This is a genomic window from Pseudomonas sp. IPO3747, from assembly GCF_013385245.1.
GTDB lineage: Bacteria > Pseudomonadota > Gammaproteobacteria > Pseudomonadales > Pseudomonadaceae > Aquipseudomonas > Aquipseudomonas edaphica.
Genome location: NZ_JACAQL010000010.1, coordinates 285,120 through 309,813, shown reverse-complemented (window position 1 = coordinate 309,813; position 24,694 = coordinate 285,120). Strand labels below are relative to the sequence as shown.

The 24,694-nt window shown below is 50.0% G+C and carries 24 protein-coding genes and 2 pseudogenes; 15 read left to right on the top strand and 11 right to left on the bottom strand.

Going from position 1 to position 24,694, the window contains the following annotated elements:
- Positions 1–73: 73 nt before the first annotated feature.
- From HX790_RS17315 to HX790_RS17300, 4 genes are read left to right on the top strand one after another with little or no spacing between them, the layout of a single operon-like run.
- Complete coding sequence (locus HX790_RS17315) at positions 74–1,264, top strand: site-specific integrase (protein ID WP_176991837.1); 1,191 nt, start codon at positions 74–76, stop codon at positions 1,262–1,264.
- Positions 1,251–2,834, top strand: coding sequence for a hypothetical protein (locus HX790_RS17310; protein WP_176991836.1), 1,584 nt, complete (start codon positions 1,251–1,253; stop codon positions 2,832–2,834). Before HX790_RS17315 ends, HX790_RS17310 begins: the two co-directional genes overlap by 14 nt.
- Positions 2,834–4,972 (top strand): hypothetical protein, encoded by a 2,139-nt coding sequence (locus HX790_RS17305; protein WP_176991835.1) that lies wholly within the window; start codon positions 2,834–2,836, stop codon positions 4,970–4,972. Before HX790_RS17310 ends, HX790_RS17305 begins: the two co-directional genes overlap by 1 nt.
- 25 nt (positions 4,973–4,997) lie before the next feature.
- Positions 4,998–5,477, top strand: coding sequence for a protein kinase (locus HX790_RS17300; protein WP_176991834.1), 480 nt, complete (start codon positions 4,998–5,000; stop codon positions 5,475–5,477).
- A 201-nt stretch (positions 5,478–5,678) separates the two neighbouring features.
- Here the strand turns inward: HX790_RS17300 and HX790_RS17295 are convergent, their stop codons facing one another.
- Positions 5,679–6,164 carry a helix-turn-helix domain-containing protein gene (locus tag HX790_RS17295; RefSeq protein ID WP_176991833.1) on the bottom strand — a complete coding sequence of 162 codons (486 nt, stop codon included), beginning with the start codon at positions 6,162–6,164 and terminating at the stop codon, positions 5,679–5,681.
- A gap of 250 nt (positions 6,165–6,414) precedes the next feature.
- Between HX790_RS17295 and HX790_RS17290 the strand changes: the two genes are divergently transcribed.
- The 7 genes and pseudogenes from HX790_RS17290 to HX790_RS17260 all read left to right on the top strand — a co-directional run bounded on the left by HX790_RS17290 (position 6,415) and on the right by HX790_RS17260 (position 10,649).
- Positions 6,415–6,903, top strand: coding sequence for a hypothetical protein (locus tag HX790_RS17290; RefSeq protein ID WP_176991832.1), 489 nt, complete (start codon positions 6,415–6,417; stop codon positions 6,901–6,903).
- Between the two features lie 48 nt (positions 6,904–6,951).
- Positions 6,952–7,680 (top strand): metallophosphoesterase family protein, encoded by a 729-nt coding sequence (locus tag HX790_RS17285; RefSeq protein ID WP_176991831.1) that lies wholly within the window; start codon positions 6,952–6,954, stop codon positions 7,678–7,680.
- 110 nt (positions 7,681–7,790) lie between these two features.
- On the top strand, positions 7,791–8,195 hold the full coding sequence (locus HX790_RS17280) for a hypothetical protein (protein ID WP_176991830.1): 405 nt from the start codon (positions 7,791–7,793) through the stop codon (positions 8,193–8,195).
- A 40-nt stretch (positions 8,196–8,235) separates the two neighbouring features.
- Positions 8,236–8,463, top strand: a complete 228-nt coding sequence (locus tag HX790_RS17275; protein ID WP_176991829.1) for a hypothetical protein — start codon at positions 8,236–8,238, stop codon at positions 8,461–8,463.
- 197 nt (positions 8,464–8,660) lie between these two features.
- A pseudogene (locus HX790_RS29885) lies at positions 8,661–8,819 on the top strand (hypothetical protein); the annotation flags it as partial.
- A 12-nt stretch (positions 8,820–8,831) separates the two neighbouring features.
- Complete coding sequence (locus HX790_RS17265) at positions 8,832–9,251, top strand: hypothetical protein (RefSeq protein ID WP_176991827.1); 420 nt, start codon at positions 8,832–8,834, stop codon at positions 9,249–9,251.
- A gap of 291 nt (positions 9,252–9,542) precedes the next feature.
- Complete coding sequence (locus tag HX790_RS17260) at positions 9,543–10,649, top strand: hypothetical protein (RefSeq protein ID WP_176991826.1); 1,107 nt, start codon at positions 9,543–9,545, stop codon at positions 10,647–10,649.
- Between the two features lie 238 nt (positions 10,650–10,887).
- On the opposite strand, the gene HX790_RS17255 is transcribed toward HX790_RS17260, so the two are convergent.
- Positions 10,888–11,550, bottom strand: coding sequence for a DUF2971 domain-containing protein (locus HX790_RS17255; protein ID WP_176991825.1), 663 nt, complete (start codon positions 11,548–11,550; stop codon positions 10,888–10,890).
- A gap of 149 nt (positions 11,551–11,699) precedes the next feature.
- On the bottom strand, positions 11,700–12,260 hold the full coding sequence (locus HX790_RS17250; RefSeq protein WP_176991824.1) for an NYN domain-containing protein: 561 nt from the start codon (positions 12,258–12,260) through the stop codon (positions 11,700–11,702).
- A 326-nt stretch (positions 12,261–12,586) separates the two neighbouring features.
- Here HX790_RS17250 and HX790_RS17245 point away from each other — a divergent pair.
- Positions 12,587–12,925 (top strand): annotated as a pseudogene (locus HX790_RS17245) (LexA family protein); the annotation flags it as partial.
- Positions 12,926–13,251: 326 nt separating this feature from the next.
- Here HX790_RS17245 and HX790_RS17240 read toward each other — a convergent pair.
- From HX790_RS17240 to HX790_RS17210, 7 genes are all read right to left on the bottom strand, one after another.
- Positions 13,252–14,145, bottom strand: coding sequence for a hypothetical protein (locus HX790_RS17240; RefSeq protein WP_176991823.1), 894 nt, complete (start codon positions 14,143–14,145; stop codon positions 13,252–13,254).
- On the bottom strand, positions 14,142–15,680 hold the full coding sequence (locus HX790_RS17235) for an AAA family ATPase (RefSeq protein ID WP_176991822.1): 1,539 nt from the start codon (positions 15,678–15,680) through the stop codon (positions 14,142–14,144). The genes HX790_RS17240 and HX790_RS17235 overlap by 4 nt, the downstream gene beginning before the upstream one ends.
- Before the next feature lie 176 nt (positions 15,681–15,856).
- Positions 15,857–16,744 (bottom strand): LysR family transcriptional regulator, encoded by an 888-nt coding sequence (locus HX790_RS17230; RefSeq protein ID WP_176991821.1) that lies wholly within the window; start codon positions 16,742–16,744, stop codon positions 15,857–15,859.
- Between the two features lie 110 nt (positions 16,745–16,854).
- Positions 16,855–17,310, bottom strand: a complete 456-nt coding sequence (locus tag HX790_RS17225; protein WP_369683594.1) for a caspase family protein — start codon at positions 17,308–17,310, stop codon at positions 16,855–16,857.
- Positions 17,311–17,590: 280 nt separating this feature from the next.
- Complete coding sequence (locus tag HX790_RS17220; protein ID WP_160042036.1) at positions 17,591–18,151, bottom strand: hypothetical protein; 561 nt, start codon at positions 18,149–18,151, stop codon at positions 17,591–17,593.
- Positions 18,152–18,328: 177 nt separating this feature from the next.
- Positions 18,329–19,213, bottom strand: coding sequence for an ImmA/IrrE family metallo-endopeptidase (locus tag HX790_RS17215; RefSeq protein WP_176991820.1), 885 nt, complete (start codon positions 19,211–19,213; stop codon positions 18,329–18,331).
- A 2-nt stretch (positions 19,214–19,215) separates the two neighbouring features.
- A complete protein-coding gene (locus tag HX790_RS17210; RefSeq protein WP_332874467.1) occupies positions 19,216–19,536 on the bottom strand; it encodes a helix-turn-helix domain-containing protein in 321 nt (106 codons plus the stop codon).
- A 504-nt stretch (positions 19,537–20,040) separates the two neighbouring features.
- On the opposite strand from HX790_RS17210, the gene HX790_RS17205 reads away from it, so the two are divergent.
- The 3 genes from HX790_RS17205 to HX790_RS29600 are packed head-to-tail and all read left to right on the top strand — an operon-like array spanning position 20,041 to position 22,849.
- On the top strand, positions 20,041–21,123 hold the full coding sequence (locus HX790_RS17205) for a multiubiquitin domain-containing protein (RefSeq protein WP_176991819.1): 1,083 nt from the start codon (positions 20,041–20,043) through the stop codon (positions 21,121–21,123).
- A 20-nt stretch (positions 21,124–21,143) separates the two neighbouring features.
- Entirely contained in the window at positions 21,144–22,514 is a 1,371-nt protein-coding gene (locus HX790_RS17200; RefSeq protein WP_256349319.1) for a ThiF family adenylyltransferase, read from the top strand.
- On the top strand, positions 22,514–22,849 hold the full coding sequence (locus tag HX790_RS29600; RefSeq protein WP_232966840.1) for a DUF6527 family protein: 336 nt from the start codon (positions 22,514–22,516) through the stop codon (positions 22,847–22,849). The genes HX790_RS17200 and HX790_RS29600 overlap by 1 nt, the downstream gene beginning before the upstream one ends.
- 295 nt (positions 22,850–23,144) lie before the next feature.
- Here the strand turns inward: HX790_RS29600 and HX790_RS17195 are convergent, their stop codons facing one another.
- Positions 23,145–24,554, bottom strand: a complete 1,410-nt coding sequence (locus HX790_RS17195; RefSeq protein ID WP_256349318.1) for a hypothetical protein — start codon at positions 24,552–24,554, stop codon at positions 23,145–23,147.
- Positions 24,555–24,694: the final 140 nt, after the last annotated feature.

Genomic DNA, 24,694 nt, shown 5'->3' with positions numbered 1-24,694 from the left:
AAAACCGGATAAACGGTTTTTGACAAGCAAAGGAAACGCGCTAAACCGAATGTAAAGGATTCGGAGGTAGGTCATGCGCGTAGAACAAGTGATCTTTCCCACTGGTGATCGGTTGCCCATGCTCTTGGACGATCAAGACTTGCCAGTACCTGAGGCCTGTGACTGGATGTTGTCACGCCGCCAACGCGCCTTCGCCACGCAATCACGCAACATGCAGGAACTGTTAGTTGTTCATGACTGGGCGAGAGTTAGGAGAATTGATCTTTATGAGCGCCTGCGGTCTGGGCGGCAATTTACTGAAGCTGAGATAACCAGCCTGGTCGAGCGACTTCGTCGGCCCTCAACTGTGCCAGTTGTCGTAAAGTTGGCGGTTGGCCCTGACACTGCCAATAAGCGCATCAGTACCGCAAGCAAACACATGGCTTGGTATATTGAAGAATTGATTGCCGATCCGGGTACTTCTGAGGCTCAGCGGAAACGGCTGAGTGATATGAAGGATAAGTTGGTCAGGATGTTGCTCGACTCGATGCAGTCACCTGAAGGTAACCGCTCTTACCATAAACACCTGACATTAGACCAAGCGCAGTTTCTTCAGGACGCACTTGACCCTGAAGGGACGGTGCTATTCGGAAGAGACAGCCGTGGCAGACTTCGCAATTTCTTGATGGTTTGTTTGTTGGTGTTCTTGGGGGTGCGGACAGGTGAGTTATTGAGTTTGCGTATCCAAGACATCAAGTTCGGTGCGATTACTTCGATTCATGTAACACGGCGAGGTATGAGCCCCGTTGACCATCGTCGTAGACCGCCAAGAGTAAAGCGTAAAGGCAGGATACTGGCGCTTGACTCTCCGCGTCTCGCCATGATGCTTGACGACTATATTATGAATGAGCGGCAATGGTTCATCGCGCATGGCCGCAGTAATGACAGTGGTTTTGTTTTTCTGAGTGACGAAGGTGAGCCACTGTCGTCGGATAGACTTCGCCAACTATTCAAGGATCTTAGAACGCGCTTCCCCGACAAACTTCCGAGTCATCTCACACCCCATTCTCTGCGTTATACCTTCACTGATTTGGTGCACAAAGAGTTGCGTCGTCAAGGAAAGGAGGAGGCCGAGATTGAGCAGATCTTGATGTACCTACGAGGAGATTCTTCGCCCAAGTCTCAGGATGATTATATCGACTATGGTGCCGCAGGAACAGAAGCCCTGCAGCGCTTCCAGTCTCAGGTGGCCAGCAATAGGAATGCGCCCGATGTCCTTTTTTAGCGCGTCACCTCACCTCGAACAGTTAGTCGCTGATAATGATTGGGCTGAAATTCCCGAGGAATTTGTGACACGGGAGGGGCGGCTAGCAAAGCTTATCGGAGATAAATGGCACCTTCCGTGCGAAAACTTGTACGGTAATGTAAATATCCGAAATTATGGCTCGCCTATTCTTCAATGGGTTGTGATCAAGTATATGATCCATGTGGCTCAAGTGACCTCGTCAATAAACTCTTACAATAGCGTAATTGAAATTCATGCAGTGCTGGGCCACCGAGATTTCTTCACGAAATCATTTAGCTGCGTGGATCCGGAGTTGTTGAAGCCTGCACTGATTGAGCAGTTTGAGATCTTGGTTTTACGGTTGAAGGAGGAGCGCAAACTCTGGCGCGCTTACCGTCCCATTCGCTGGTACATCTGGGCGGCGGAAAACTATCCCGAACTGGGTTTCTGCGAGCTGTACGCAAGTGAGCTCGATTGCATGAAAATACCAGGCGGGCCAAAAGGCGAGGCGGTTCGCTCACAAGACCCGGAACAGGGGCCACTTCATCCACATCTAGAGGTGTCGCTGATTGTTGACGCTTTGCGGAGGGATGTCGGCCAAGAGTTCGAACATTACCAGCAGCGTGCTGCGGTGGCTATTTCCAAGACCTATGGGCGCAATCCCGCGAATTACATCGCGCTACGAGAAGAGGATGTCTTTGATCTTGTAGATGATCCGGAGGAACCCGAATGGGCGGTTAAGCTTCCTCGGATAAAAAAAGGCTTCAGGTCGGCTCGCTCAGATTTCATCGTTGAATCCCTCGATGACGAAACCGGCCAGCATATCAGGGCGTTGATCGAACAGAACGAAGCGTTCGACAGCCTGGTTGAGGTGAATGGCAAGCTAATCCCGTGCGCGCGACCTTTGTTTCGGCGCTTAGAGCCGAATCATCTGCGACTTCAAACGGGCGATTATGAGTCGGCATATCATATCTACACTGCGCATTATGCGAAGCTTCTGCGTGATTTCGCAAAACGTATGGGGCTGGAATCACCTCTCACCCAGGGGCGAATGATCCTCACGGCAAGACGGTTCCGCTACACCGTCGGAACCCAATATGCCGCCATGGGAATGTCGCGGAAGGAGTTGGCACATCGTCTAGACCACACTGACCTTCAGCACGTTCAGGTCTATTACGACATATTGGATAGCATGCGATATGCGTTGGATAAAGCCGGAGTGCTCGTCTATTCAAGGTTTGTTCACTTGTACCAAGGTGGGGGAGCTATTCCGCTTAATTACCCGGTGGCGTGTGACCAACTGATTGTCACCGACCAGCATTCCCAGCCGGGCGATGTGGCGGCGTTGGGAGGCTGTGGCTTGGACGACCTGTGTCACAAACACCCGCCATTTTCTTGCTACCTCTGCCCCAAGTTCAGGCCTTATTTATCTGACATCCATGAGCATATCTTGGACGTCTTGATCCGCCAGCATAATGAGCGGCCTGAGTCGCAAACGCTGGGAGTACATCGTGTCGATGTGATATTGGCTGTGGGCCAAGTAGTCCGCATGTGCCAAGGGGGGCTGTGATGAAACGCTCGAAATCCTACAAGCGCCGCCACAGAGGTGCCCTGCTTGCAGTCGACCGGTCGGATCCGGTATCAAACCTAAAAGTGCTCGTTTCCAAATCGCGAGCGAGGATCGCCAGCCTGGGCGTCAATCATGAGTGGGAGAAGGTGGTATGGACTCTGTGTCCCACCTTGTTCGCCTTGACGGGTAAGCATATTGAAAGCGTCACGCTTAATTTCAGCTTACCCCAGTCCTTGGGGGCTCAGCCGCTACAGGGCGGGTGGGCGGACGTTGCACGGGCTCTTTTCATCCAGCGTGAGCGCGAGCAGCATAAGTCGGTTTCCTCACATCGCACCTTTGTGGCGACCATCGGCTACATTCAAGCCGCCGCGAGGAACCGGGGAGTGGAGCAGTTAACTCCGGCGATCCTCAATCAAGCGTGTCAGTCACTCGACCAGGATATCGCGTCGGCGCAGGAACGCTATAAACGGCATAACATAGTCAGTGAGTTTGCACGTCGATGCAGCGAGTCGGGGCTCTGTTACGTCGATCTCAAGGGCTACATCTACGACGGTCGATCCAGGCCCTCCGGCTATGGCGGACGTTCTGGTCGTCGATTGGATGATCCTACATTACTCACCGAACAGTCGTCACGCATTGTGGCAGAGCCGACTTTCAAGGTGCTTGGGGAATTATTCAAACAGGTTCCCCGAGACCATAAATACCGAGTGTATTTGTTGATCATAACGCTGCTCGTGTCTCTGGGACGGCGATTAAGCGAAATCACGCTGCTGCCTAAACAGAGGCTGGAGAAAAGAGTTTCTGGGTACTATTTTTCCTACCTCAAGCTCAAAGCTGCTCAGGGCAGTCGGCAGTATGAATTGACTTCAATGCCGGTGATGACTGAAGTTGTGCCTTTGGTTGAAGCGGTTTTGCTCGAATTGAATGATACCAGCGCCGAACTCTATGCATGTGCGGAAGAGATGTGCAGAACTCAAGGCCCTGACCTCAGGTTTTTGGATAGGACAGCAGATGACGAACCGCTCTATAAGAAGCGGCTGCTCGAGATGGGCTTGCCTCCTAGCGTGCTTTCCCCAAGCGGTTGGTTCGGTACACGAGGGATGATCAAGTGGGATTTGGCGATCCCTGGTGTGGTTAAGAAAAACGGCTTTCTGTTTCGTCAGGACGTCGAACGCTATTGTCGAGAACACTATAAGGCGCGTATGACGCAGCCGCTGTATATGGCGGGTGGCCGCAATTACTTTATAAAAGACATGTTGCTGCTTAAATGGCTCGGCACATCCTCGGGGCATTACATACGCCAGATTGCCGATACAGTAACGGCGGCCTCCTTTGATAAGTTTTTGCTGCATTTGGAGCCGCTTTGCATTGAGTATGCGTCTAATCGTATTGATCAGAAATTTACCTCTCATGACTTCCGCCATACCATGAATGACGCTTTGGACAAGGGGGGATTGCCAGAGCTCATGCAGACGGAATACTTTGGCCGAAAAAACCCAAATGATACAAAGGCGTATCAGCACACTTCGCCCGAAATGAAGGCATTGAAGATCCGAGAAGAAATTATGCTTGGCCGTGTTGGAGGGGTGCTCGCCGAGCGCGTCATGAGATTACCTCAGGATAAAAGAGAGGCCTTTTTGGCTTCAAAAGTCCGGGCTGTTCACGACTTGGGCACGGGTATGTGCTTTCATGCATGGGAATCTGGCCCGTGTGACCGGCATTTGGACTGTAATAGCGGATGCCACCTTTTGGGGTGGCCAAAACAGCCTGCCGAACCTTCTCAGCTTTATGAGGAACTGCTGCGTCAAGCAGCGCAGCACCTCCTCCAATTAGAAATGGGGGAGAGCATATTTCCGCTTTCCGAGGGTACAGATTCGAGCTGGAGCAAACACTTGTGTTTGAAAATTTACAATATTCTGGATCGGGCTGATGAACTCGTTCCAGGAACTGAGTTAAATGATCTTTACGTTTATATAAATTCAGGTGAGTTCGACAAGCATGTCGTACCTAAGCTGATTGAGGGCGTGGGCAAAGGGTATGAACTATACTTGAAGTGTCGTGAAAGATTTAATGATGCTTGCAAGGCCTATGCGGAGACTGCGTTTTATCCGGTGGTTCCTTTTGTCCCGGTTGGGTAGGTAATTTAACCGAAGAGATAGCTTTATGTCCTATAGGAAAATGACAGAGGGTGATGTTGTTGCTATCGTAAGGTTTCTTGAGAGTTACCGCTCTGACGAGAATGTGATCCGATGGCAAGATGTTGAAGCGTTCTCTAAATTCACCCGCCAAGCATTGAATGCTCACCCTAAAATTAAGGCTGCTTATCGATCTGCAAAGGATCGGTTGGCCGACGCTCGGCAGGTTGAGAGTAGTCCGGCACCGGTCTGCGGTGTGAGCGTGGAGTTAGCCGAGGAAATTGAATCCCTACGAAAAAAAATTGCAGTTCTCGAGAATCAGCAAGTTTTATGGCGACGGAGATGGTACTGCATTGCTTATCATATTCGTCAGCAGGGAATTCAGATGTTTAATGTTGATAGGCCTGTGCCAATCGGCTCCCCGCCGTTGTCTGAAAAGGAAGTTCGACGGCTGTTAGAAGATTTTGATCAGGATATTCCACCTGTGGCAAGTCATAGGTCTAATTGATGTATGAGAAACTTTGATAGATTTGCTGATACTTAAAGGCTTTATGAACTAAGGGGCAAAAAATCATCATCCCATCGGATGTTTTCTGTTGCCGCAATGTGTTAGAGACCAAGCGTTCGCAGCAGTGCACGAAGGCTGCGTCTTGTCTTGCCTCCTCGTGGTCATCATGTCACCGGTAGAGATAGTCGCTACAAACGCTGCTCACGCGGCTCCCGAGCCGGAATGCCAAATTTTATGAACGGTTGAAGCAGCCATCCCTAGTTCCAAAGAGGTCTGCTTCTGCGTCATTCCTTCAGCTTTGCAGGCAAGCACGGCCTGAATTCTCTCTACCGGTATCGGTCGCTTGCCGGCTTTACCTGTTACTAAATCACCGCCTTCAAAATGGCTCGGTAAACCAGAGAGAACCCCTAGCGCTTCAAGCTTTTTCATCTCTGCCAGCAGACGGGCATTGAACGAAGTGAGAGATTCTTGGCGCTCGTAAATGGATGCCATCGCCAATAAAGCAATGGGGTCGACATCCAGTCGCGCGCTGATGCGCTCGAGCATGTCGAGTGTGATGTTGGTCTTCGCGTGCTCGACATTGTGCAAATGCCGCGCTTCCACTGCGCCACCTAGTTGCTCTTGAGACAGCCCTCGTGCAGTTCTGATCGAGCGTAGGATCGCTGCCAGCGTTGTTCGCGAAGGCATGGGTGCTTCCCGTAAAGGGAAGAATAAGGCCACATTGATCAATTCCTATCCATGCAATATAGTGCGTCATTGTGAATTGCAGGTGAGTGGCTACGGCCGCACTGCACTCGAGCCGATGGATGGGCTCCGTCGTCAGCAGGGGTTTAGTCCCGATTTGTCAATTTATAGGAATTATCGCTGAGGTAGGTTGCTTGCGAACTTGGCACGCCGCCTTTCGAACTGCAGCACCGCAAACGAGGAAATCAGCATCATGTTTATTTCAGATGAGGCTTGTATGGTCGGCTTACCGGGCTTCCCTGGGCCTGGCCGCACGGCGTGGCGGATGATCGAGCGAGACCCCGAGGATTTCTGGTATCACGTTCGCTTTCGCATTTGTGAAGGAGCAAGGGCTCGGTTCAAAAAATTGATGCCATCAGACCCTTCGATGCTGACACACCTACTCTCGCAGCGGAGCCCAGAGCACAAGATTGAGGTGGTTCAGGTTGTGACTCCCCCTTGCATGAATGGGAGTTCTTTAGAGCGTATGGAAAAGTTGATCAGTGCGATCGTTGGCTACGACGGAGACGGTGAGTGCGTACTTCTTCATAAAGTCGATAGCGGAGCAATCTACAGCAGCTCTCCCGGTGTGACCGACGCAGGCTTGCTCAGCAATATTCGAATGATTTACGACGCCACGACTGCCGCCGGGAAGCATTTCCATAGCACCAACTATCAGACCCCGACCACAGTAACGCTCTGATAGAGACAAGTGAACCCTGCCACGACAACGGCACCGGATGGTTAATCCATGAAGATCCAAATTTTTTCAGATCTGCACCTCGGGTTCGCTCGGTTCGAGCCCGCACCAAGCGATGCGGACGTAGTCATTCTCGCCGGCGACATTGATATCAAATCTCGCGGCGTGAACTGGGCAAACGACACATTCCAGTGCCCCGTGATTTATGTGTGTGGCAACCATGAGTTTTACGGTGGTCACATTGATCACACGCTGCGAAAAATGAAAGAGGCGGCAGCTCCTCACGTGCATGTGCTCGAGAACGAAACGCTGATTCTTGATAAAACCCGGTTTTTGGTCACAACTGCGTGGACAGATTACTCATCAACCGGAGATGTCGTTGCGGCAAAACGCATCGCGTGGGAGTGGATGAATGATTTCAGGGTGATTCGAGCTGACGAGAATTACCGGCGCTTACGTCCGGACGACCTGATCACTAGATACAAGACTGCTTATCAATGGTTAGCGCGGGAACTGGATAAGCCCTTTGACGGCAAAACGGTGGTAGTCACGCACCACGCGCCGGCATTAGATCATGTGGGTAACGATCATCCCGGACACCTCGTTGCGGCTTATGCGAACCACTGGCCCGAGCTTTTGGAAAAAGCTGACCTTTGGATCTACGGACATACACACGTAGCGGCAGATTTTTCCAAGAATGGGTGCCGAGTAGTTTCCAACCCGCGCGGTTACCCGAAGCAGATTACAGGCTTCGATCCGAATTTTTTGGTTGAGATTTGAGGATCGATCTTCAGCGATGAATCTCAGCGAAGTGAATTTCGCTTCGTAATGACGTAGGGCGGCAACGCTTTCGATGCGGCCTGCACCTCAATTGAATTAGAGGGAATTACATGGCTACCTTAGAAGAGATTTCTAGGCTGCTTTACGGCGCCGGTGAAGAAGTTACTGGCTGGAATAGCACCCAAGAAGACCTAATCGCTGTGGCAGCGAAGACGTTCCCAGGGAAAGCGTTTTGCGTGGTGAAGGAGTGGATCCTGATCGACCTCACCGTGACACCCGATGAAAAGGAAAAGCTCACCAGGCTCGGTTTACTTTCCATGGCGCTACTCGCCCACGAGATAGTTCTGGACAGTGCAGGCCGCTTCCAACCGTCCATGTGGGTACGCAGTAACTTTGGCGTTTCATTCACCGAAGGCTGCATGTTTGAAACCAAGAATACGGTGTACCTCCTCCTAGGATCCGGCCTGCGGAAAGACGCGAGTCTTTCTGCGGCCTTTTCCATGAAAGCCGGGTAAGCCATGCCAAAAAATTCCACAGTGCCGGAGCTTTGATCGAATGCCTGAAGTAATCGAGGTCGAGTTTCACAGCAAAGCAGTGAGCGACTTTCAATTGAGTCGTTTGGTGCGAGCAAGTCTTCGCAAATACTCGGTGCCGATCACGGCTTTCATCAGCGATGCTGCGATCATGAACGATCGGTGCGTGGGCATCTCGTTCGACCATTCTGAAAAAGAGAATCCGTACAGAACCGATGGTTCGATTTTAGTGACAGGCGAGATCCAATAAGGGTGGAAAGAAGGGCGTTTCTGGGTGCTCAATACCGAGGATGGTCATTACGTCATCGCGAGCTTCAATCGAGGCTTCGGCAGAGGTACCTTTCGCAAGCTTCTCCAATCGTCCGATCGTACCCTGGTAGATGGACTACGCCATTCTTGATCGTGTGAAAGAACAGATTGCATGGCAGATAGGAATGGACAGTTACTCGAGCAATCGACGATTTTGACGAGCTCTTGGAGCAAGTAATCGCGGGTCGAAAACCCGTTTTCATCAAGGGGGAGAGTCGAACTGCAGTGCTGGTTTCGATGGAAGAATGGAAGTCGGTTCAGGACAAGCTCATTTCTCGCGATCCGTCAGACCACTGACAGTCGCATGCTATGGCTTTTTACGGTTATGTTGAGAAGCGCTCCGAACCAGTAACGTGGAGCGCTTCACACAACCTTTGTCCTGTGATGCTCACTTTGCTGCGGGGCGAGTGCACAGCTCGCCTTGGCTCAGTAACCGTACTCGCTCAGCAGCTTCTTAAGAAAATCGCGCCGCCGTTGGACGATGCTCAAAATGAGTTAGTCGCGGTCAGTGTCTCTCGCGGACAAATGCCCGGCGTCCACAAGGCCATGAATGTAGCCTTCGGCTTCAAGCAACGCCTCTTTGGATGTGCTTTTGTAGATGCCTTCAGCGTTGAGCTGCCATCGCTTTCATTTGACGCCGACCGGGTCGTCCGAAAATTTTGGTGCGTTGATCATCGCGTGGAAATCGTTGGGTTCGCTGGTTGTGCTCAAGGTGGATTCTCAGAATGAGGCTATCATGCGCTAACTAAATCGCTTGGTGCTGCTGGATATGCCGCTAATGTATTTATCGATTGAATATACTGCGCAGTAAGGCTGGACGCTTACGCGAAGAAACGATTGCCCGACTGATGGGAAGTTACTCGCCAGTTTGCATTCACTCTGACCAGCTATTGCATCGAACCTGACCTCAAAGGTAGCGTGTTAGCAGAAAACGCATTTGACTGGGGTTTTGCATTTTACTGGGTTTTTATAAAGTATAATTTATTTTCGTTGTTTCTATGTTTAGGGAAGTGATTGAGCATGGGTCATACTATAAAGCAGCATGTAATGCCTCAGTGGGTGTTAAGGAATTTTAGAAGTGATGACACTGCTCAAGCGGAGAAAGGAAAGAAAAGAGTGTGGTGTCACACAGTTTATCTCGACGAAAATAAACAAAATGTGGTCAAGGAGTTCCCATTACCAATTGCATCTGTAGGTGTGGCAAAAAGCTGCTTTTCGTTAGTTGATGGAGAGACCGGGGAGCTCTTTGATATTGAGCAAGAATTGAGCGAATATGAATTGAAAACATCTGAAGTTTTCAATCGCTTCATTCGTGATCATGATTTTTCTTTGTTGTTACGTGTCGAGGAGGTAGGGAGCTGTCTAGAAACAGTTGTCAACTTTATGACTATCCAGATGATACTGAATCTACACAATCCACAGCATAAATACGATGGCAAAGAGCTTTTTTTTTCGAGTTTGATGAAGGGTTTGGAAGATAATTTTTCCGAAGTAAAGTCTGCTATAAGTGGGATGCCTGACGATGTTTTGAAGCTATATGGTAGGGAGTTGTCTGAGAAGGTTGTTAGAGCGGTAAACTCATCTTCAGATAAGGGTCAGGTTTGTAAGGTTTTATTTGTTCTATTTATTTTGGCTGAGTCTAAAGGTCTTCCTGTGTTGTCGAAGTCTTTGAGTGTGCTAAGGGAGCATTTGTTTGGAGGTATTTATATAGAGGGAATTTATCATACGGGATATACATTCGATAGTGTTGAGTCGAGACCGGTTTTTGTGATTGGCCCAAATGTTTTTTCCAGGTCTATAGAAGGTGAAATTATATACCTTCCATTTTCTCACAATTTGGCCTTTGGTTTCTCAGTCCGGAAAAGAGAGTTTTATAATTCCGATTTGGTGATATATAGCGCTAATCCCGAAAATCTCAATATCGCCACCAAAAATAAAATTAAGGTATTTAAGGTTTCTCACGATTTTATTGATAATATAGTAGGTCATGTGTTGATGGGGGCGGTTGGCAATTCTAATACTATATATACACCGCACGAGTGTGCTGATGTAGAGCGGTATCTTGCTCTTCAGGAACAAAATGAAGAATTTTTCTATCAGCCAAAGCACCCAGAACGTGTTATTTAAGCTGATTCTGGATCTGTGACGGCCTTTGGCCAAGAGAAGCTGGGAGGATCGCAGCATGGGGATTGACCGATAACCAATTAGAACCGGTCAGTCGGCGCGGAAAAAATGCCGGAAGGTAACGTCGGTCGCGTGGCTGTTAATGCCTCAAACGTGCCTGTGCAAATCAGCTTGCCTCCAGCAATGTGGCACTGTTCTTGGGCGTTTCATAACTCTTTGTAACATGGATATTTTGGGTGAATTAATAAATTTCTTGATCTATACTCTTAAAAGTAATGCCGAACTCGTTCCAGTTTCGGTTCGCTTTAAAAATATCAATATTTAGGTTGTGTTTGCGAAGAGCAGTAATAAGCTCCCTAATTAAGCTCTCGTCGGCTCTTAAGCCTATATAAATTACCGCAATGCTTTGGGCGGGGTAGGGGTTCAGAGTAATACGGCGCCCCCATGGGTCACTTCCGATTTCAAATGGTTTCGAATGAACATTATCCAGAAAAAGTCTTTCCTCTTCCTCGTACGCCCAATCAATAGCTTTCTCTAGGGCAATGTGTTTAGTAATCGCGTTTGCCATTCCTGCACTATAATTTACGCCATTGAAACTGCTACGGTATCGTCGATAACGTACACTTAAAGCGCTGATAAAATAGGGGTCTCTCTTTTTGAAACCTACACAAAAGCCTTTGTGGGATGCTGCGTAATGTGACCACATCAAAAGGTTTGTATGATTTCTTGAGAGCGATACAAATTTAACTTCGTCACTACTAGCCACCTCATCCAACGCATATTCATGTGATCCAATCATCAAGCTATGCTCAAATGGATCGTTCAATGAGAGCAGTTGTGTAAATCTTATCGCTAGATTTTGAATTACATCAATTCGTTCCGGAGGCAGATATTTGTATAGCATAAGTTTCTCCTATGTTGCGAAATGACGTGGTCAGTTATATCATCCTATCTAAAGTGTGCAGGATCTATGGCTTAAGATTGGGGGCATTATAGCGTGCCCCCTAGCAAGTCTTGATGTAATATTAACCTTCTAGCCCGTCCAGCTAAAGCTTACAATTTTGCCGCGTATCGAACATTATTTATGAATGTGACATTTAAGTATGCGGGCTCAAGCGAGACGTATGTGCCGTTATTCTGAGCAAACTCTCTTAAATGACGATTGCATCCAATATCCCAGCTTACAACCTCTATTTTCCAGTCCTTCTTAACTGCACGCTCTAACTGCTTTATAAAACCTTTTCCTTCCATGAATCCATTCCCATCACCAGTGAGTAAAACCATCGTCCCAGGCTCTTCTGAGTCCGTAATTCTCTCCAGCATTGCCAAATGTATGGATTGATCTACAGCCACCTCCGCACCAGTCAATGCACCACGCTGTTGTGTATCCACCTTGGCGCCAAGTTTTTCAAATCGCCCCCATAGCTCATCATTGTTTGGTGGAAGAGAGCCGCCAACGAACGCGTATTCAACATCTCGTCCACCAACAACGTGAGAGAAGAGATTCGCAAAATGAATACGGAATGCGCCCTCATTTCCTGGCTCTCTCTTCTCACAGACTCGACGACCTACTAACCAGATGTTCGAGTTATCCCAAAAAACATTGATCGCCATGTAGAGATCCCTTCCGTGATTGTCGCCAAAAATCGAAATTTGTGGCTTAGTGCCACCACTCAGATACTACCAACAATTTTTTGGCTGATGAGCTAAAAGTTGGATTGCCTGGCCCAAACGGGAACTGTTGACATTGAGTGAATCACCCCTAGATTCGTAGGCGTGTCCGAGTCGCCGCTTTTGGGTTTGGCTGTCTTTCGTATAGGCCAACTGCCAGATTTCGTTCCCAACGAATCCATCAGTCATAATTTTCTTCACACAAGATTGACCGCAAGCACGCTTCGATGTTGGCTGTATGCATATACAGTTTCGTTAAGGCATATCTCATGAGCGCCACCATCCTCGGCCCTCTGGTCGAAGGGGGAGTTCAGCTTCCCTTCTATTCGTTCAAGGTGCCAGCAGGCTTTCCATCGCCGGCAGCTGACCATCTTGAATAACACATCTCCCTTGATGAGATCTTGGGCATTCGCGCGCCGCATATCTACCTGGTGCGAATCGAAGGCCGCAGTATGGAAGGTGCTGGCATCTTCGATGGTGATCTGGCTGTGGTGGATCGCTCAATCACTGCTGAGCATGGCCATATCGTGATTGCAGCTTTGAACTGCGAGCCAGTCTGCAAGCGCCTATGTAAGCGTGGGCCCAACATCATCCTTATGTCTGAGAATGCAGGGTAGACACGCTGAACCAAGACATCAATCAGATCAGCGATCTGAACGGCAAGAACATCGAGAATGCGAAGTCATCGTTGGCAGCTTGCGCAGCGCTGGATGAAGAGGCTATCCGGCTTCAGCGTCTTGTAGGTGGATTCAGGATTTAGGGAGGAACAATTGCCAATGTATCCGTACGGCATGAAATTTGAGGGATGTGGTACTTGTCACGCCTGACTGACTACGTTTTGACAGCTGCCCATGTAAGGTGCAATCGTGCATCGTGCATCGTGCATCGTGCATCCTGCGTGGGCAGTGAGCGGGAACTCTCGTATAGCGATATCTCAAAATGAATCATAGATATCGGCAAACATCTTCCCTAGCAGATATTTGTTGTGGTTGGCTCGATCAAATCTCAATAGTTCAGACTCATTAAATGAAAGTCCGAGCTGGGTGTTTATTTTGGCTTCTTCGAGATTTCTTTTTGCAATAAAGAAATCAACGGCTTCCATTAACAGGATGTCATAGCGCTCATTTACTATGAATGTCTTAAGAGAGTTCTGGGATTTTTCACACTCATCCGGGGCGCGCGCGACAATTTTTACACCATTGTCATCACCAGTTATTGCATCAGAAAGGCCAGCAGGGTTTCCGGAACTGACGAGTTGGAATTTAATTTGTTCGTCGTCAAATAGCGGATTCAGATGAGGGTTTTTGAAGAAGTCTTTCTTCCCTTTCAAGCTGGAGTTGCAGCTTGAGCAGCTCGGAACGAGATTGTATAAGGTTAATGCAAGATGCGGGTATTCATCTTTATAGAAAAAGTGATCTAGCGTAGGCCGGAATGATCCTCCCTTGGTTTTTATGGTGAACGCATAAGCATGGTTGCAATATGGGCAGATTCTTGTCTTGGATTTCTTGCATAGCGCGTAGGCATTCCATTGTCCATATTTGCTGATAAACTTGTCGTAATTAAATATTTGCTCAAGATCTTTTATGAGAAGTGCTTTTCGATCACCTAGTTCTTTAGAGTAGGATTCCAGGATTTCCATGCTTTTTAGAAGGTCTGAAAGCTTGGAAGAAGTTATGAGTTCTCTCGTGTTGCATACAAAGTAAAACGCCGGTTTTCTTGGGCCGCACTCTTTATGTTGGGCGTCAATAAAGTCTTGGATGATTTTATTGAGGTATTTCTCGTGGTCTTTTTCTGCTGCTTTCCAGTTGTCTCGTATGGCAGCTATCAATTTTCACCTCGGTGGCGACTTGCAATATGGTCTACTTCAGCCTTTATGATGGGGTTATCAATGCTTTCAATTACGAATTTGTCAATTTCGCTCGCGTGACCTGATTTTATCGATTCGACTGCCGACTTGATTTTTTCAGACGCAAACTCTCCAATGGTCTTAGCTCCGAATGACTGAGTAAGCAATGTGTGTAATGGGGCTGCAAATGCGCTGGGTGCATCAGTCTCACCAAGAGATTCCATTCGGCAAACGAATTGCTTAGGAATATCAGTTGCGAGTAGTGGTGAGTGGGTGGCAATGATCAATTGGAGAGATGAAATTCCTTCTCGGTATTTTAAGTTTGATAACATTCGATTTAGTTGCTCTATGTACTTGCGCTGCCATTCTAAATGCAAGAAGGCATCCCCTTCATCAATCAAGAGTAGAATTTTCTTCAACCCTTTTTTTGAATATGATGAAATTGTCTCTGAAATGAGTGCAAGTTGTGCGATGACAGCAAATTGCCCGGAGCTCATATTTTGGAAGCCGACATCGAAGAAACGCTCAAGATTTGACGGTTTCAGAATGGATGAGTCTTCATAAGGCTCTAGGGCGATTTCCGAATACGACTGACTGCCAAGTTTGGTATCGGCAGAGCGTTGTTTCATGAAGAATTCAAGGGATTCTATGTCGCTCAAACACTCTGCTGTCCTTGGGGGTTGAGCACCCAGGAACCACTGGTCACGTAATTCAATGGCATCAAAAATTATAAAACGTATGACCTTTTTATTTCTCCGGATGTCTTTGAGCAGATGGTTGATTACCGCAAGTAGGGCAAATAGATTGTGTTCGCTTGTCGCCTGCGACTTAAGTCGGCGGTAAAGCAAGCTTGCGGAATCTTCAATAATCTTCTTTTTCAATTTTTCTTTTTCTAGCTGGCGTTGCTCCTCGGCCTCCATTGACTCGATTGGGCTGACGGACTCTAATGCAGCGACCAATTTAACTGAGCGACTTTCGTCGAGAAGGTTAAATAAGTCGGGAAACATATCCATAAGTGCAAAAGGGATATTCTCTTCATTAGGGTAATTTTGCACCATCAGAACGTCCACGAGGGATTTGCATACATCCCTCACATTGATTCTGCTTACAGCATATACTTTGGGGGAGATATCGAATTCTGCGAGAATATCTGTGTGATGGCGTAAGTCAAATGCTGAGAGTGATTCGCCCCATTTTGGTGATATGTCTACGAAATTTCTAGTTGCATGAGGGCGGCGGCCTGACTGTACTGGGGCGTAATAAATTACTCCCCACTTGCTGCGCATTTCTGCAAACGACAAGCTTTTTCCGTTGTCGAGGTGGATCTCGCTGGAGTAATGGTCTCTATTTGCTGAGGGTAGAAACTTTCTGATTATTTTCCTGAAGATAGATGTTTTGCCCGAGCCATTGTTGCCGATAATTAGCGATATTGAGTCGACGTCAAAAATATTAGGTGTGCCTTCAGTGGCAAGATTTAGGCTGATCACGTGGTCATCTACTTCGATCTTACTTATCATTTCCATGGGCTCATGTTTTATCGAAATCTATTGAGGACGGCTCTCGTAATCTACTCGTTCGTTACCAAAGCCTTGCTCTGTTTCTACTGGCGAAGGATTCCTGGGATGACGGTCAGATACAGGTGCATACACCTGTTAGTCGAAAGCACCTCGCTGGTCGACCTCATACCAAGGCATTAACCGATATCGGCCAGCAAATGGTCTAGCATCTTCTGCACTGAAACCGGTAGCTCCTCATCCCGGCAGCAGACGTACATCTGCCGGATGGCCCAGGCATCGCCGAGCGGCACAAGCCGAAGGTTCAGCTCCTGAGCGAAGGCTTCGGCGGCGATCTTGGGGAGGATGCCGATGCCCAGACCTGCCTCGATCATCTTGCAGATCGCTTCGAAGCTCTTCACCTGCACGCGTAATCGAAGCTTCTTGCCCTCGGCCTCTGCCGCCTCCTCCAGAAGCTTGAGCATCGCGGTGTTGCTCTCCAAAACCACAAGGTCTGAGTCAACCAGGTCGGAGAGGCTCAACCGACGCAGGCCCAGGGCAGCATGTTGCGGCATGACGGCAACTAGGTGGTCGACCTTGTAGGGTAGGAATCTCAGCCCGCTGCGTTGGATTTCAGTGGTGAACACGACCCCGATGTCGGCCAGCCCTTCCGATATCGCTTGGATGATGTCGCTGCTCAGTCGCTCGGTCACTTCAACCCTGATGTTGGGGAAGGACGAAGAGAAAGTGGCGATCTCACTTGGTAGGTACTGAGTCAGTGTGGAGGTATTGGCGTAAAGGCGCACGATCCCTTTCACACCCCGCGCGTAGTCAGAGAGGTTGGTTTTGAGGCGTTCCGCTTCGCTCAGCAGCCGACGGGCATGTGCTGCAAGCGCAAGTCCTGCCGGGGTAGGGGTGACCCCTCGCTGACCGCGATCCAACAGTTTCACGTCTAGATCGCTTTCGAGCAGAGCAATTCGTCTGCTGGCTGCGGAAAGGGCGATATGGGACTGCTCGGCGGCCTTGGAAAGGCTGCCGCTATCGACAGTCCTCAGGAAAAGAGCCAGGGAAACCAGATCTGGAAGCACCGCAGGCACTCGAATTCAGTCGGGGAATCTGTGCGGGTCGTCCGCCTCAGGTTTCTAATAATTCGAAGGCATGTTGACATTTTACTAATCAACTTCGCAAGGCAGCGGAATTAGAATCGACCCATGGATGCACGTTTGCCACTCCCCATTGATTGGCGTGCAAGTGAGTAATCGCAGGCCGCATAGGGAAGATTTCTAACAACGACAACCGGCTGCTCGAGGAACGTGAAATGAAAAAGATCGGCATGGTGGGTAACGTCATGCGATGGCCTATAGGCATCGTATTCAAACAATGCATCCTTAAGGGCGGTAGTGCTGTATTCGTCAATCCGGGATCCGACGCTGCGATTGAAGTAAAAATCTGATGCTAGCGAGGTGTGTTCCCAAGAAATCTGCTTTCCGCCGGTTGCCACGCTGAGCGTGTTGCGTACCCGCTTGAACATGGCCTCGATGGTGCAGTCTGGCGCGCCAATGTGCTGGAGGAGAGCGCTGGTGTACTCCCCGTTTCTTTTGCCCTTTCCGTCTCTGGCAATCTGACCGGGAGAGGTAGTAACGATGCAGGGGATGTCAGCTACGTTGTTAGGCAGCGTCTCTTTGGCAGGTTAACATCGCTCCTTCGGGCAAGGCCCGGCTCAAAGAATCAGCCGAGCATCTCCTTAATGATGGACGCGACATTCCTAGCATCGACTATCCCTCGGTGATAGGTACCCTGCCAAACTAAGCCCAACGACTCTACTGTTTGCTTAAAACTTTTCGGCTGATCGTCGTATAGGCCTTTGTGCCACTTTCTGACATTGAAGTGCTGCAGACCGGCGAGCAGGGAAGGGCACGCAGCGAATCCGGCAATCAGGGGGAAGTGGGTCTATCCATGTGAGGCCCACTAGGCGGCACGATGTAGTTTGGGCAAATGCCGCAGCTCCAATGATTTTCATCAGGTTCGCCATGGAAAGTATGACTGCAAAAACCAATGTTGGTAGCAACGAAAGCAACGCTCAATGAAATATTGAAGTAAGGATTTGATGTTTCGAGAAGTGGATAATCACCAGCTTTGTCCGATTGATCACCTCTCAGAGCTACTAACGTATGCAGAGGTAGAGACCGCACGAGAGCCAGGAGATTTGAGTGGGGCGTCACGAACGTGTTATCTACCCGAATCGCAGCTGAAATCGCCGACATGAGGGCAACGTTCACCTCTTCTTTGAAGGAGGGGACAGCTTGGGGTTGCCATTTTTTTGATGACTGCACTACATCGTAGTAATCACGGTAGCCCAATCCTTTGGAAAGAATCTCACGAGCGAAGGAAAGTTGGATAGGGCTGAATCCAGGCCACTCTCGCTGCAGTTTTTTAGCGATGCGTTTGAAGCCGTACTTCGGGTTTAGATCGTCTGGATGAATTGGAACGCGCATAGCACTTCTCCAAAGCGTCAGGGTGTCGGCTGCCCGCTGACTATCGTCGAAATGCGTGCGAGGAGGAGGTGAAGCAACCTGAGGCTTTCGCCTTTGCGAACCGACCGCTCGATTCAGGTAATCGATTTTTCAGGTTAGCACGGCCATGCTCTGTGTCTAGGAAATGGCATGCCAGTATCAGCGAAATGTAGGTTCTCCGCTCAGAGGGGCCAGTAAATCTTCTTCGTCATCCGCCTCGCGATCCCGCACGGGTAGAGTCAAGATTCCCAAGGTGTAGTTGTACCCATCCCCCTCTATCACAAATGCGTGTTCTATGATTTCCATCCCTTCGGGCTCTTTCGGGAACCAAGCTCGCGCATCAATTCGCGCCTTATCTCCCGATGCTGATCGAATTGAGCGTTTGAGCACCGATGCCGCTGGCACTTCGATGAGGTGCTTCGAGGTAGCTAAGTAGGCTCCGCTTTTGAATGCCCGATCATTCGAAGATGACCAATCAAGGAACCCATCCTTGGCGGCAAGTACGACTACTCGCCCAGGAGCAATCTCCCGCCACTTGAGGGCTGCAGCGGTGAGAGATACGTCATATCGATCCGCACAATGTCTGAGCAAATCTATGGAAAGCTCATGACCGGACACTTGGCTACGGAAGTCGTCAGCGGGCATGAGGAGATAGGAGGCGAATACGTCTGCCTCTGCTTCAATTTTCTTCCCAAGTGCATCCCAGGTGTGCATGTCCTTGGGGGCGCATTGGAAATCCTGCTGCAAATCGCGATGAAGAATGTAGTGAGCGAACTCATGAGCGATCGTGAAGTTAATCCGCCCCGATGACGCCACATCTTCGTTGACGCCAATGATCCATTTGTCCCCCTTGGGGTTTTTTTTGAGCATGCCTTCAAAGCTAGGGATAGGTACCGGCTTGATAGCCGAAATAGGTGCTTCAGGGCACACAGCTTTCGAGTACTCGAGTGCAACCTCCCTAACCTTGATCGGGAACTGGTCGAATCCAGCAGTACGTAGAACCTTCGTGATTTTGTTTGCTTCATTCTTCGGGTTCTTTTGCATCGTCAGTCTTCCCACCAATCGTCCACGATTTTTCGAAGGCGCTTCTTGTCACCTTCGTCAAGCGCTTGATATTTCCTAAAGAAAGCGCTGTCGGTTTCCACATCTTGGGAAGTTTCTGTTGCGCTTCCGAGCAGTGTTTCAGGCGCGAGATTCAACGCGAGTGCAATCTTGTTCACCTTGTCCATTGACGGATTAGGTTTGTCTCGGTTCTCGAGCTCCCACAGGTAGCTTTTACTGGAGTCCGATAGCTCCGCAAGTCGCTCCAATGATATGCCGAGCTCTCGCCTCCTGGCGCCGATTTTCATTCCAAGGCTTGATGCCACCGTAATCACCTCCTAAGTCGTTCGGTGAGTGTACCACTGTACCGAACGAAAAAAACCCTGTTGACAGGGTGTCTTGATCAGGCGCACAGTGAGGTCGTCGTTCGGTGGCCTGATATGCCAGCGTTCGGTGGGAAGGGATGTAGAGCTTAGCAATATTGTTGGATTGAGCTCTATGTTTAGGCAAGCCAAAGCGTGTAATCGGTCAGCTTGACCGTATGACAATGAGAATAGGCTTAACGCCCGGATGAGCGGAGACGCTACGACGGAAGGGGGAACAAGGGGGGAACGAATGGACTAGCGAAGAAAGAACCTAACCGATAACCGAGTCGGAGGTGCTGGGAAACGCAACTGCAATTGCGCCCCAGCGAGTGCATGAAGAATGCAAGCACAAATTCAGTATCTTCATGCGCCGTCGGGTAGTCAAGGCTACTCGATGCTCTGACGCACTCATGACGCCCGTCAGGGCACCTGTTCACGCCTGAGAAAAGGCGTGTGGAGATACGTATGAACGAATTTACTCAGAATCATATTTTCATCGCTGGTTTGGATCTCGAATTCAAACCAGTTCCCCTCAACGACGAGACGCCGATCGGTACACAGATTGCCCGTGCAGGAGGGTTTCTCCCCGATCAGATGCCTACGATTCTTCAGGCACTTCCATCCGGGGCTTTCGAAGATGTTCGCCCGGACGAGCTTGTGGATTTGGCTGCAACGTCGCGCCGCTTCATCGTGGTCGAATCCGATCGCTCTTACTTCTTCGCGGTCGATGGTCAGCGTTACGAATGGCCGTGCAAGATCATCAATGGCCACACAGTGCGGAAGCTGGCACAGATTGCTGAGAACATGCGCTTAGTGCAGCAGCTAGAAGAAGCTGATCGTGAAATCGCAGACGCTGACGTTATCAACCTGGGTGAGGAGGGCATTGAGCGCTTTGTCATCCGTAAGGCAATCTGGAAGCTCAAGATCCAAGGTCGTACCTTGGAGTTCGACAAGCCACAGATCAGTGTTCGTGAAGCTGCTTTGCGCGCTGGGCTGGATGTCTCCCAGCATTGGAAGATTACCCTCACGGCTGCAGGGCATCATTCCGAACTGACTAGCATGGACGCGATTGTTGACCTCAGCACTCCGGGCATTGAGAAGCTGCGGTTCACTCCTAAGGATGTTGGGAACGGTGAAGTCGCAACAGCGGCCCGTCGTGTTTTCAACTTGCTGCCAGCTGACACGGTGTACCTTGACCAGCTTGGCTTGCGCTGGGAAACCTGCATCGGCACAGATGGTCTGCGTTATTTGGTGATCCACGACTATGAACTGCCGACGGGCTACAACCACCAATATGTCCAGCTGGCAATTCAAGTCCTGGCAGGTTACCCGGTCGAGCCGTTGGACAGCTTCTACTTGTACCCCCATGTGTCGCTGGCCACAGGTGTGCTCCCTCCCAACGTGCAACTGACGGCTCAGATCGATGGTTTGGGCTTCCAGGGGTGGTCACGTCACCGGACAACTGTCCCGTGGAATCCGCATGCCGATAACATCATTTCGCAACTGGCTCTGGTCGAAGGCTGCCTTCACAAGGAGGTTGGTCAATGAAAACTGGGGCGACGCTCGTAATGACCGAAGCCCTGCACTCCGTACTCCGGGAACATCTGTTCCCGGGGGACGGTTTGGAAGCAGCGGCCATCCTCATCTGCACGCGACACGAAGGTGAACGCACCAAGTTGCTCGCTAAATCTGTGATCCCGGTACCCCATGGAGCGTGCGTCAGGGAGAAGGATTTTCTGAATTGGCCTGGCGAGTACCTTGAACTTGCTATAGCGCAGAGTGAGGAAACTCAATCTTCAATCATGCTCGTCCATTCTCACCCAGGCGGCTTCTTGGGCTTTTCAGAACTGGATGATGAAAGCGATCAAATCACCATGCGATCGCTGTACGCTGGAGTGGAGGTCATCCATGGCTCAGGTGTCATGATCCCAGACGGCAGGGTGGTGGCTCGTACGTACGATGATTCGCAACGCCCTACCAATGTACGGCTGGTCTCAGTAATCGGTGACGACATACGGTTGTATTTCGACGGAGTCGAAGGCCATGCAGTCCTGGACGATAGATCTGGAGCGCCGATGGCATTCACTTCTGAAATGACTCAGGCGTTGGCGAAGCTGAGTGTGGCCGTCATCGGGGTCTCTGGCACGGGCTCAGTTGTGGCCGAGCAAGTTACCCGTTTGGGCTTTGGCGAGATCATCTTGATTGACCATGATCGCGTTGAGGAGCGCAATCTCAACCGGATACTCAACAGCACCCTGGAGGATGCGGCCTCCTCGGTATTCAAGGTGGAGATGTTCGCGAGCTCCATCGAACGTGTGCGGGGTAAAGGAGTGGCCCGCCCGATTGCAAAATCGATTGGGACTCGTGAGGCAGTATTAGCGGCTGCTGATGCGGACATTCTCTTCTGCTGTGTGGACACGCGATACGCCAGGATGATCGCTGATCGAATCGCTAGCCGTTTTCTCATCCCGCTCCTTGATGTTGGCGTGCTCATTCCTACGATGAAAGATGAGTTGGGAGTGATGATCGCAGGAGTTTATGGCCGTATAGATTACGTGCAGCCTGGTGGATCATCTCTCTCTGATCGTGAGGTCTACACCGGTGAATCGCTTCGCGCCGAGAGTCTTCTGGCTGCGAATCCTGACGCCTATCAGCAGCAGCTTCAGCATGGGTACATTCGAGGGTTCCATGAGGAAGCTCCCGCTGTGATTTCCCTGAACATGCTCGCGGCATCTTCATGCGTGATGGAGTTTTTGGCCAGAGCATTTCCAATGCGTGAAGAGCCAAACTGCAACTACGCGCGAACCTTGATTAAGTTCAGAGAAGCGGAGCAGGAGTTCACCGCTGAAAATGACTTTCCGAAGACCTCAGATCCAGGGCTTGCGCTTGGCGCCGCTGAGCCGCTGCTCGGGATCGCTGACTTGGCAGGTGGTGTGTGATGCTCAAAGCCGTAAAAAGAACTCTGTATCGCTGGATCGACGGCCTGCTGCCCGCTAGGAAATTACAGGTGGTTCAGGGCGATGTCCTGCCTAGCCGGTTGCCTTTTCGCACCCTAACTCTAGTTCAGGATGGCTCGGAGGATTGGTGCGTTGGGTTCAGATGTCCATGCGGTTGTGGTCGGACGATAGAGCTATCACTGCCGCAAGATGTGACGCCAAGGTGGACATGCAGTACCGATTTCTTAGGACGGCCAACGCTGCACCCATCAGTGTGGCTAAAAAATGGCTGTAAGTCGCATTTTTGGCTGCGAGAGGGCAGGGTCATCTGGGTGTGAAGGCGATGCGGATCACTGGCACTTGGGTCAGTGTTTCGCATATCCGGAGAGGAGGGCTATGGGACGGTGCACCCTGCTCCGTCCTGTTCTGACCCGCGCTGCTGTCTGTCTTTTGCGGTTTTATCCTGCCCCCTATGCGTGTCGTTGACCTCTGGCGCCGAAATGTGACTTGGCCGGACGGTGACCTGGTGGCAAAAGTCCTTGCAGATACTCAATGTTCACAAGCAGATGTTGATTTCATGTGTCACCGAGGGGCGTGCAGATGATGGTTATCTGCCATTGGAGATGGAGGAAATCATTTCAAGAATTTTGCATCGTAATCAACGACCAGATCCTCTACGTTCATGCCAGAGAATTTGAAGAACGCACCAAAAGTACACCCATCGATATTTCCATGTTCATCGATGAGCATGGGCATAGGTAGCCCTTCTTTCGGATCAAAGCGTCCGATGCATTCGCCACTAACCTGGTGAGGACAGCCATTGTGTACCCCATACTTCGCGAATCCACATTCAAGGCTGTTAGTGTTGCGTGCGAATGAAGATGGGTTGCCGAGCAATTGATCCATGAACGCTTGGAAGTGGAGCTCGCCTATCAATTCGGTAACGACAGCGTCGTCAAGGGTTGATTGAGATTGGTACCGCCCTTCGACCAATACTGCGGGTATGCGGAACTCATTAAATAGCATCTCGAGCTCTGCAGTGTTTTGTATCGGGTTCACCGATATCCAGGGCTGCTGAACCCTCTGCTCCATTGCCCTCTTCATGATGTGCTGCATTGGGGATAATCCAGGGGACTGCTCGAGATCCAAGAGCGCTTGAAGCCGTTCTGCCAGAATTTGGCTGAGACCTATGAAATTACATGCGTGCAGCAGCCGATCACAGATTGCTAGGTAGCTTTTACTCCAATCGCTGTTCATTTCGGCGGCGATTTCCGGCGCAGCAGCTAGTGCCTTGGTAAGCAGATAAAATCGCCACGAAGGGTTAGATGCTTGCCATTCATGAGCTGTGGTTGGACTCACGGGTTTCCAGCTGATCTGCAGTGATAGATCGCAGATGACTGGGAAAAGACTCCTGGTGTTCTGCCCGCACTCCGTAATGAACCAGTCGTAAGCAGCAGTGTAGACGTCAGGTATCCCTTCTCTGACCCAAGCGGCGGCTTCAGGAAATGAGAGCAGATTTTCCGCGAAGGAACGTTCTAGAAAAAACGCGTGACCTTCCAAAATATCCTTCGTGCAGAGCTCTCGCTGGCCGTTCGCTGATTCAATTACAGGATTGATTTGCCATGGCTCTTTGATGAGTACCAGCTTGAGAGCATCTAAAGTCTTGATGCCAGGGATGCTAACGAAACGAGCTTGGCTGAGCTTATTCTGCTCTGCAAAGACCTGTCCAAGAAACTGGGCGTACTGGTGGATGTCCGGTCGGGTGTTGCAGTTAGACAAGGGCATTCTTGGTGCACCCATGGCTTGGCGCAGCTTTTCCCACATCCTGTGAGTGAATCCCGTGGCTTGTCGATAGCTGCTCCACTGGATGTGTCCATAGCCAGTGAATAGCGTTTGGAAGTAGTGGACGTGTTCATGAAAATACGTGAGCACGCTGCCGTTCGTGGCAGTGTCCCCAGCAAATTTCTCTGCTTTGTCGAATAGCCTGATTTCCATACGTGGGGTGAAGAACGTGCCCAGCGTCGCATTCAAATAAGAGTCCATCGTGTTCCTGTATTCGGCGGAGGGAAATAGGAGATGACATCCAAAAAAACTGTTGGTTGACGTTAATCCTAGGCTACTTCAGAAGACGTCTAGCTCGAGGAGTGGCTAGCATTGGGGTTTTGACCAACCAGAGTATTTGA

Bases quoted from the DNA above. Each gene is read 5' to 3' on its own strand.
- HX790_RS17315 (WP_176991837.1), top strand. From the start codon at position 74: ATGCGCGTAGAACAAGTGATCTTTCCCACTGGTGATCGGTTGCCCATG.
- HX790_RS17195 (WP_256349318.1), bottom strand. From the start codon at position 24,554: ATGGACTCTTATTTGAATGCGACGCTGGGCACGTTCTTCACCCCACGT.
- HX790_RS17250 (WP_176991824.1), bottom strand. From the start codon at position 12,260: ATGGCGATCAATGTTTTTTGGGATAACTCGAACATCTGGTTAGTAGGT.
- HX790_RS17300 (WP_176991834.1), top strand. From the start codon at position 4,998: ATGTCCTATAGGAAAATGACAGAGGGTGATGTTGTTGCTATCGTAAGG.
- HX790_RS17285 (WP_176991831.1), top strand. From the start codon at position 6,952: ATGAAGATCCAAATTTTTTCAGATCTGCACCTCGGGTTCGCTCGGTTC.
- HX790_RS17280 (WP_176991830.1), top strand. From the start codon at position 7,791: ATGGCTACCTTAGAAGAGATTTCTAGGCTGCTTTACGGCGCCGGTGAA.
- HX790_RS17305 (WP_176991835.1), top strand. From the start codon at position 2,834: ATGAAACGCTCGAAATCCTACAAGCGCCGCCACAGAGGTGCCCTGCTT.
- HX790_RS17310 (WP_176991836.1), top strand. From the start codon at position 1,251: ATGTCCTTTTTTAGCGCGTCACCTCACCTCGAACAGTTAGTCGCTGAT.
- HX790_RS17220 (WP_160042036.1), bottom strand. From the start codon at position 18,151: ATGCGCGTTCCAATTCATCCAGACGATCTAAACCCGAAGTACGGCTTC.
- HX790_RS17275 (WP_176991829.1), top strand. From the start codon at position 8,236: ATGCCTGAAGTAATCGAGGTCGAGTTTCACAGCAAAGCAGTGAGCGAC.
- HX790_RS17260 (WP_176991826.1), top strand. From the start codon at position 9,543: ATGGGTCATACTATAAAGCAGCATGTAATGCCTCAGTGGGTGTTAAGG.
- HX790_RS29600 (WP_232966840.1), top strand. From the start codon at position 22,514: ATGCTCAAAGCCGTAAAAAGAACTCTGTATCGCTGGATCGACGGCCTG.
- HX790_RS17295 (WP_176991833.1), bottom strand. From the start codon at position 6,164: ATGCCTTCGCGAACAACGCTGGCAGCGATCCTACGCTCGATCAGAACT.
- HX790_RS17200 (WP_256349319.1), top strand. From the start codon at position 21,144: ATGACCGAAGCCCTGCACTCCGTACTCCGGGAACATCTGTTCCCGGGG.
- HX790_RS17255 (WP_176991825.1), bottom strand. From the start codon at position 11,550: ATGCTATACAAATATCTGCCTCCGGAACGAATTGATGTAATTCAAAAT.
- HX790_RS17265 (WP_176991827.1), top strand. From the start codon at position 8,832: ATGGCTTTTTACGGTTATGTTGAGAAGCGCTCCGAACCAGTAACGTGG.
- HX790_RS17235 (WP_176991822.1), bottom strand. From the start codon at position 15,680: ATGATAAGTAAGATCGAAGTAGATGACCACGTGATCAGCCTAAATCTT.
- HX790_RS17290 (WP_176991832.1), top strand. From the start codon at position 6,415: ATGTTTATTTCAGATGAGGCTTGTATGGTCGGCTTACCGGGCTTCCCT.
- HX790_RS17205 (WP_176991819.1), top strand. From the start codon at position 20,041: ATGAACGAATTTACTCAGAATCATATTTTCATCGCTGGTTTGGATCTC.
- HX790_RS17215 (WP_176991820.1), bottom strand. From the start codon at position 19,213: ATGCAAAAGAACCCGAAGAATGAAGCAAACAAAATCACGAAGGTTCTA.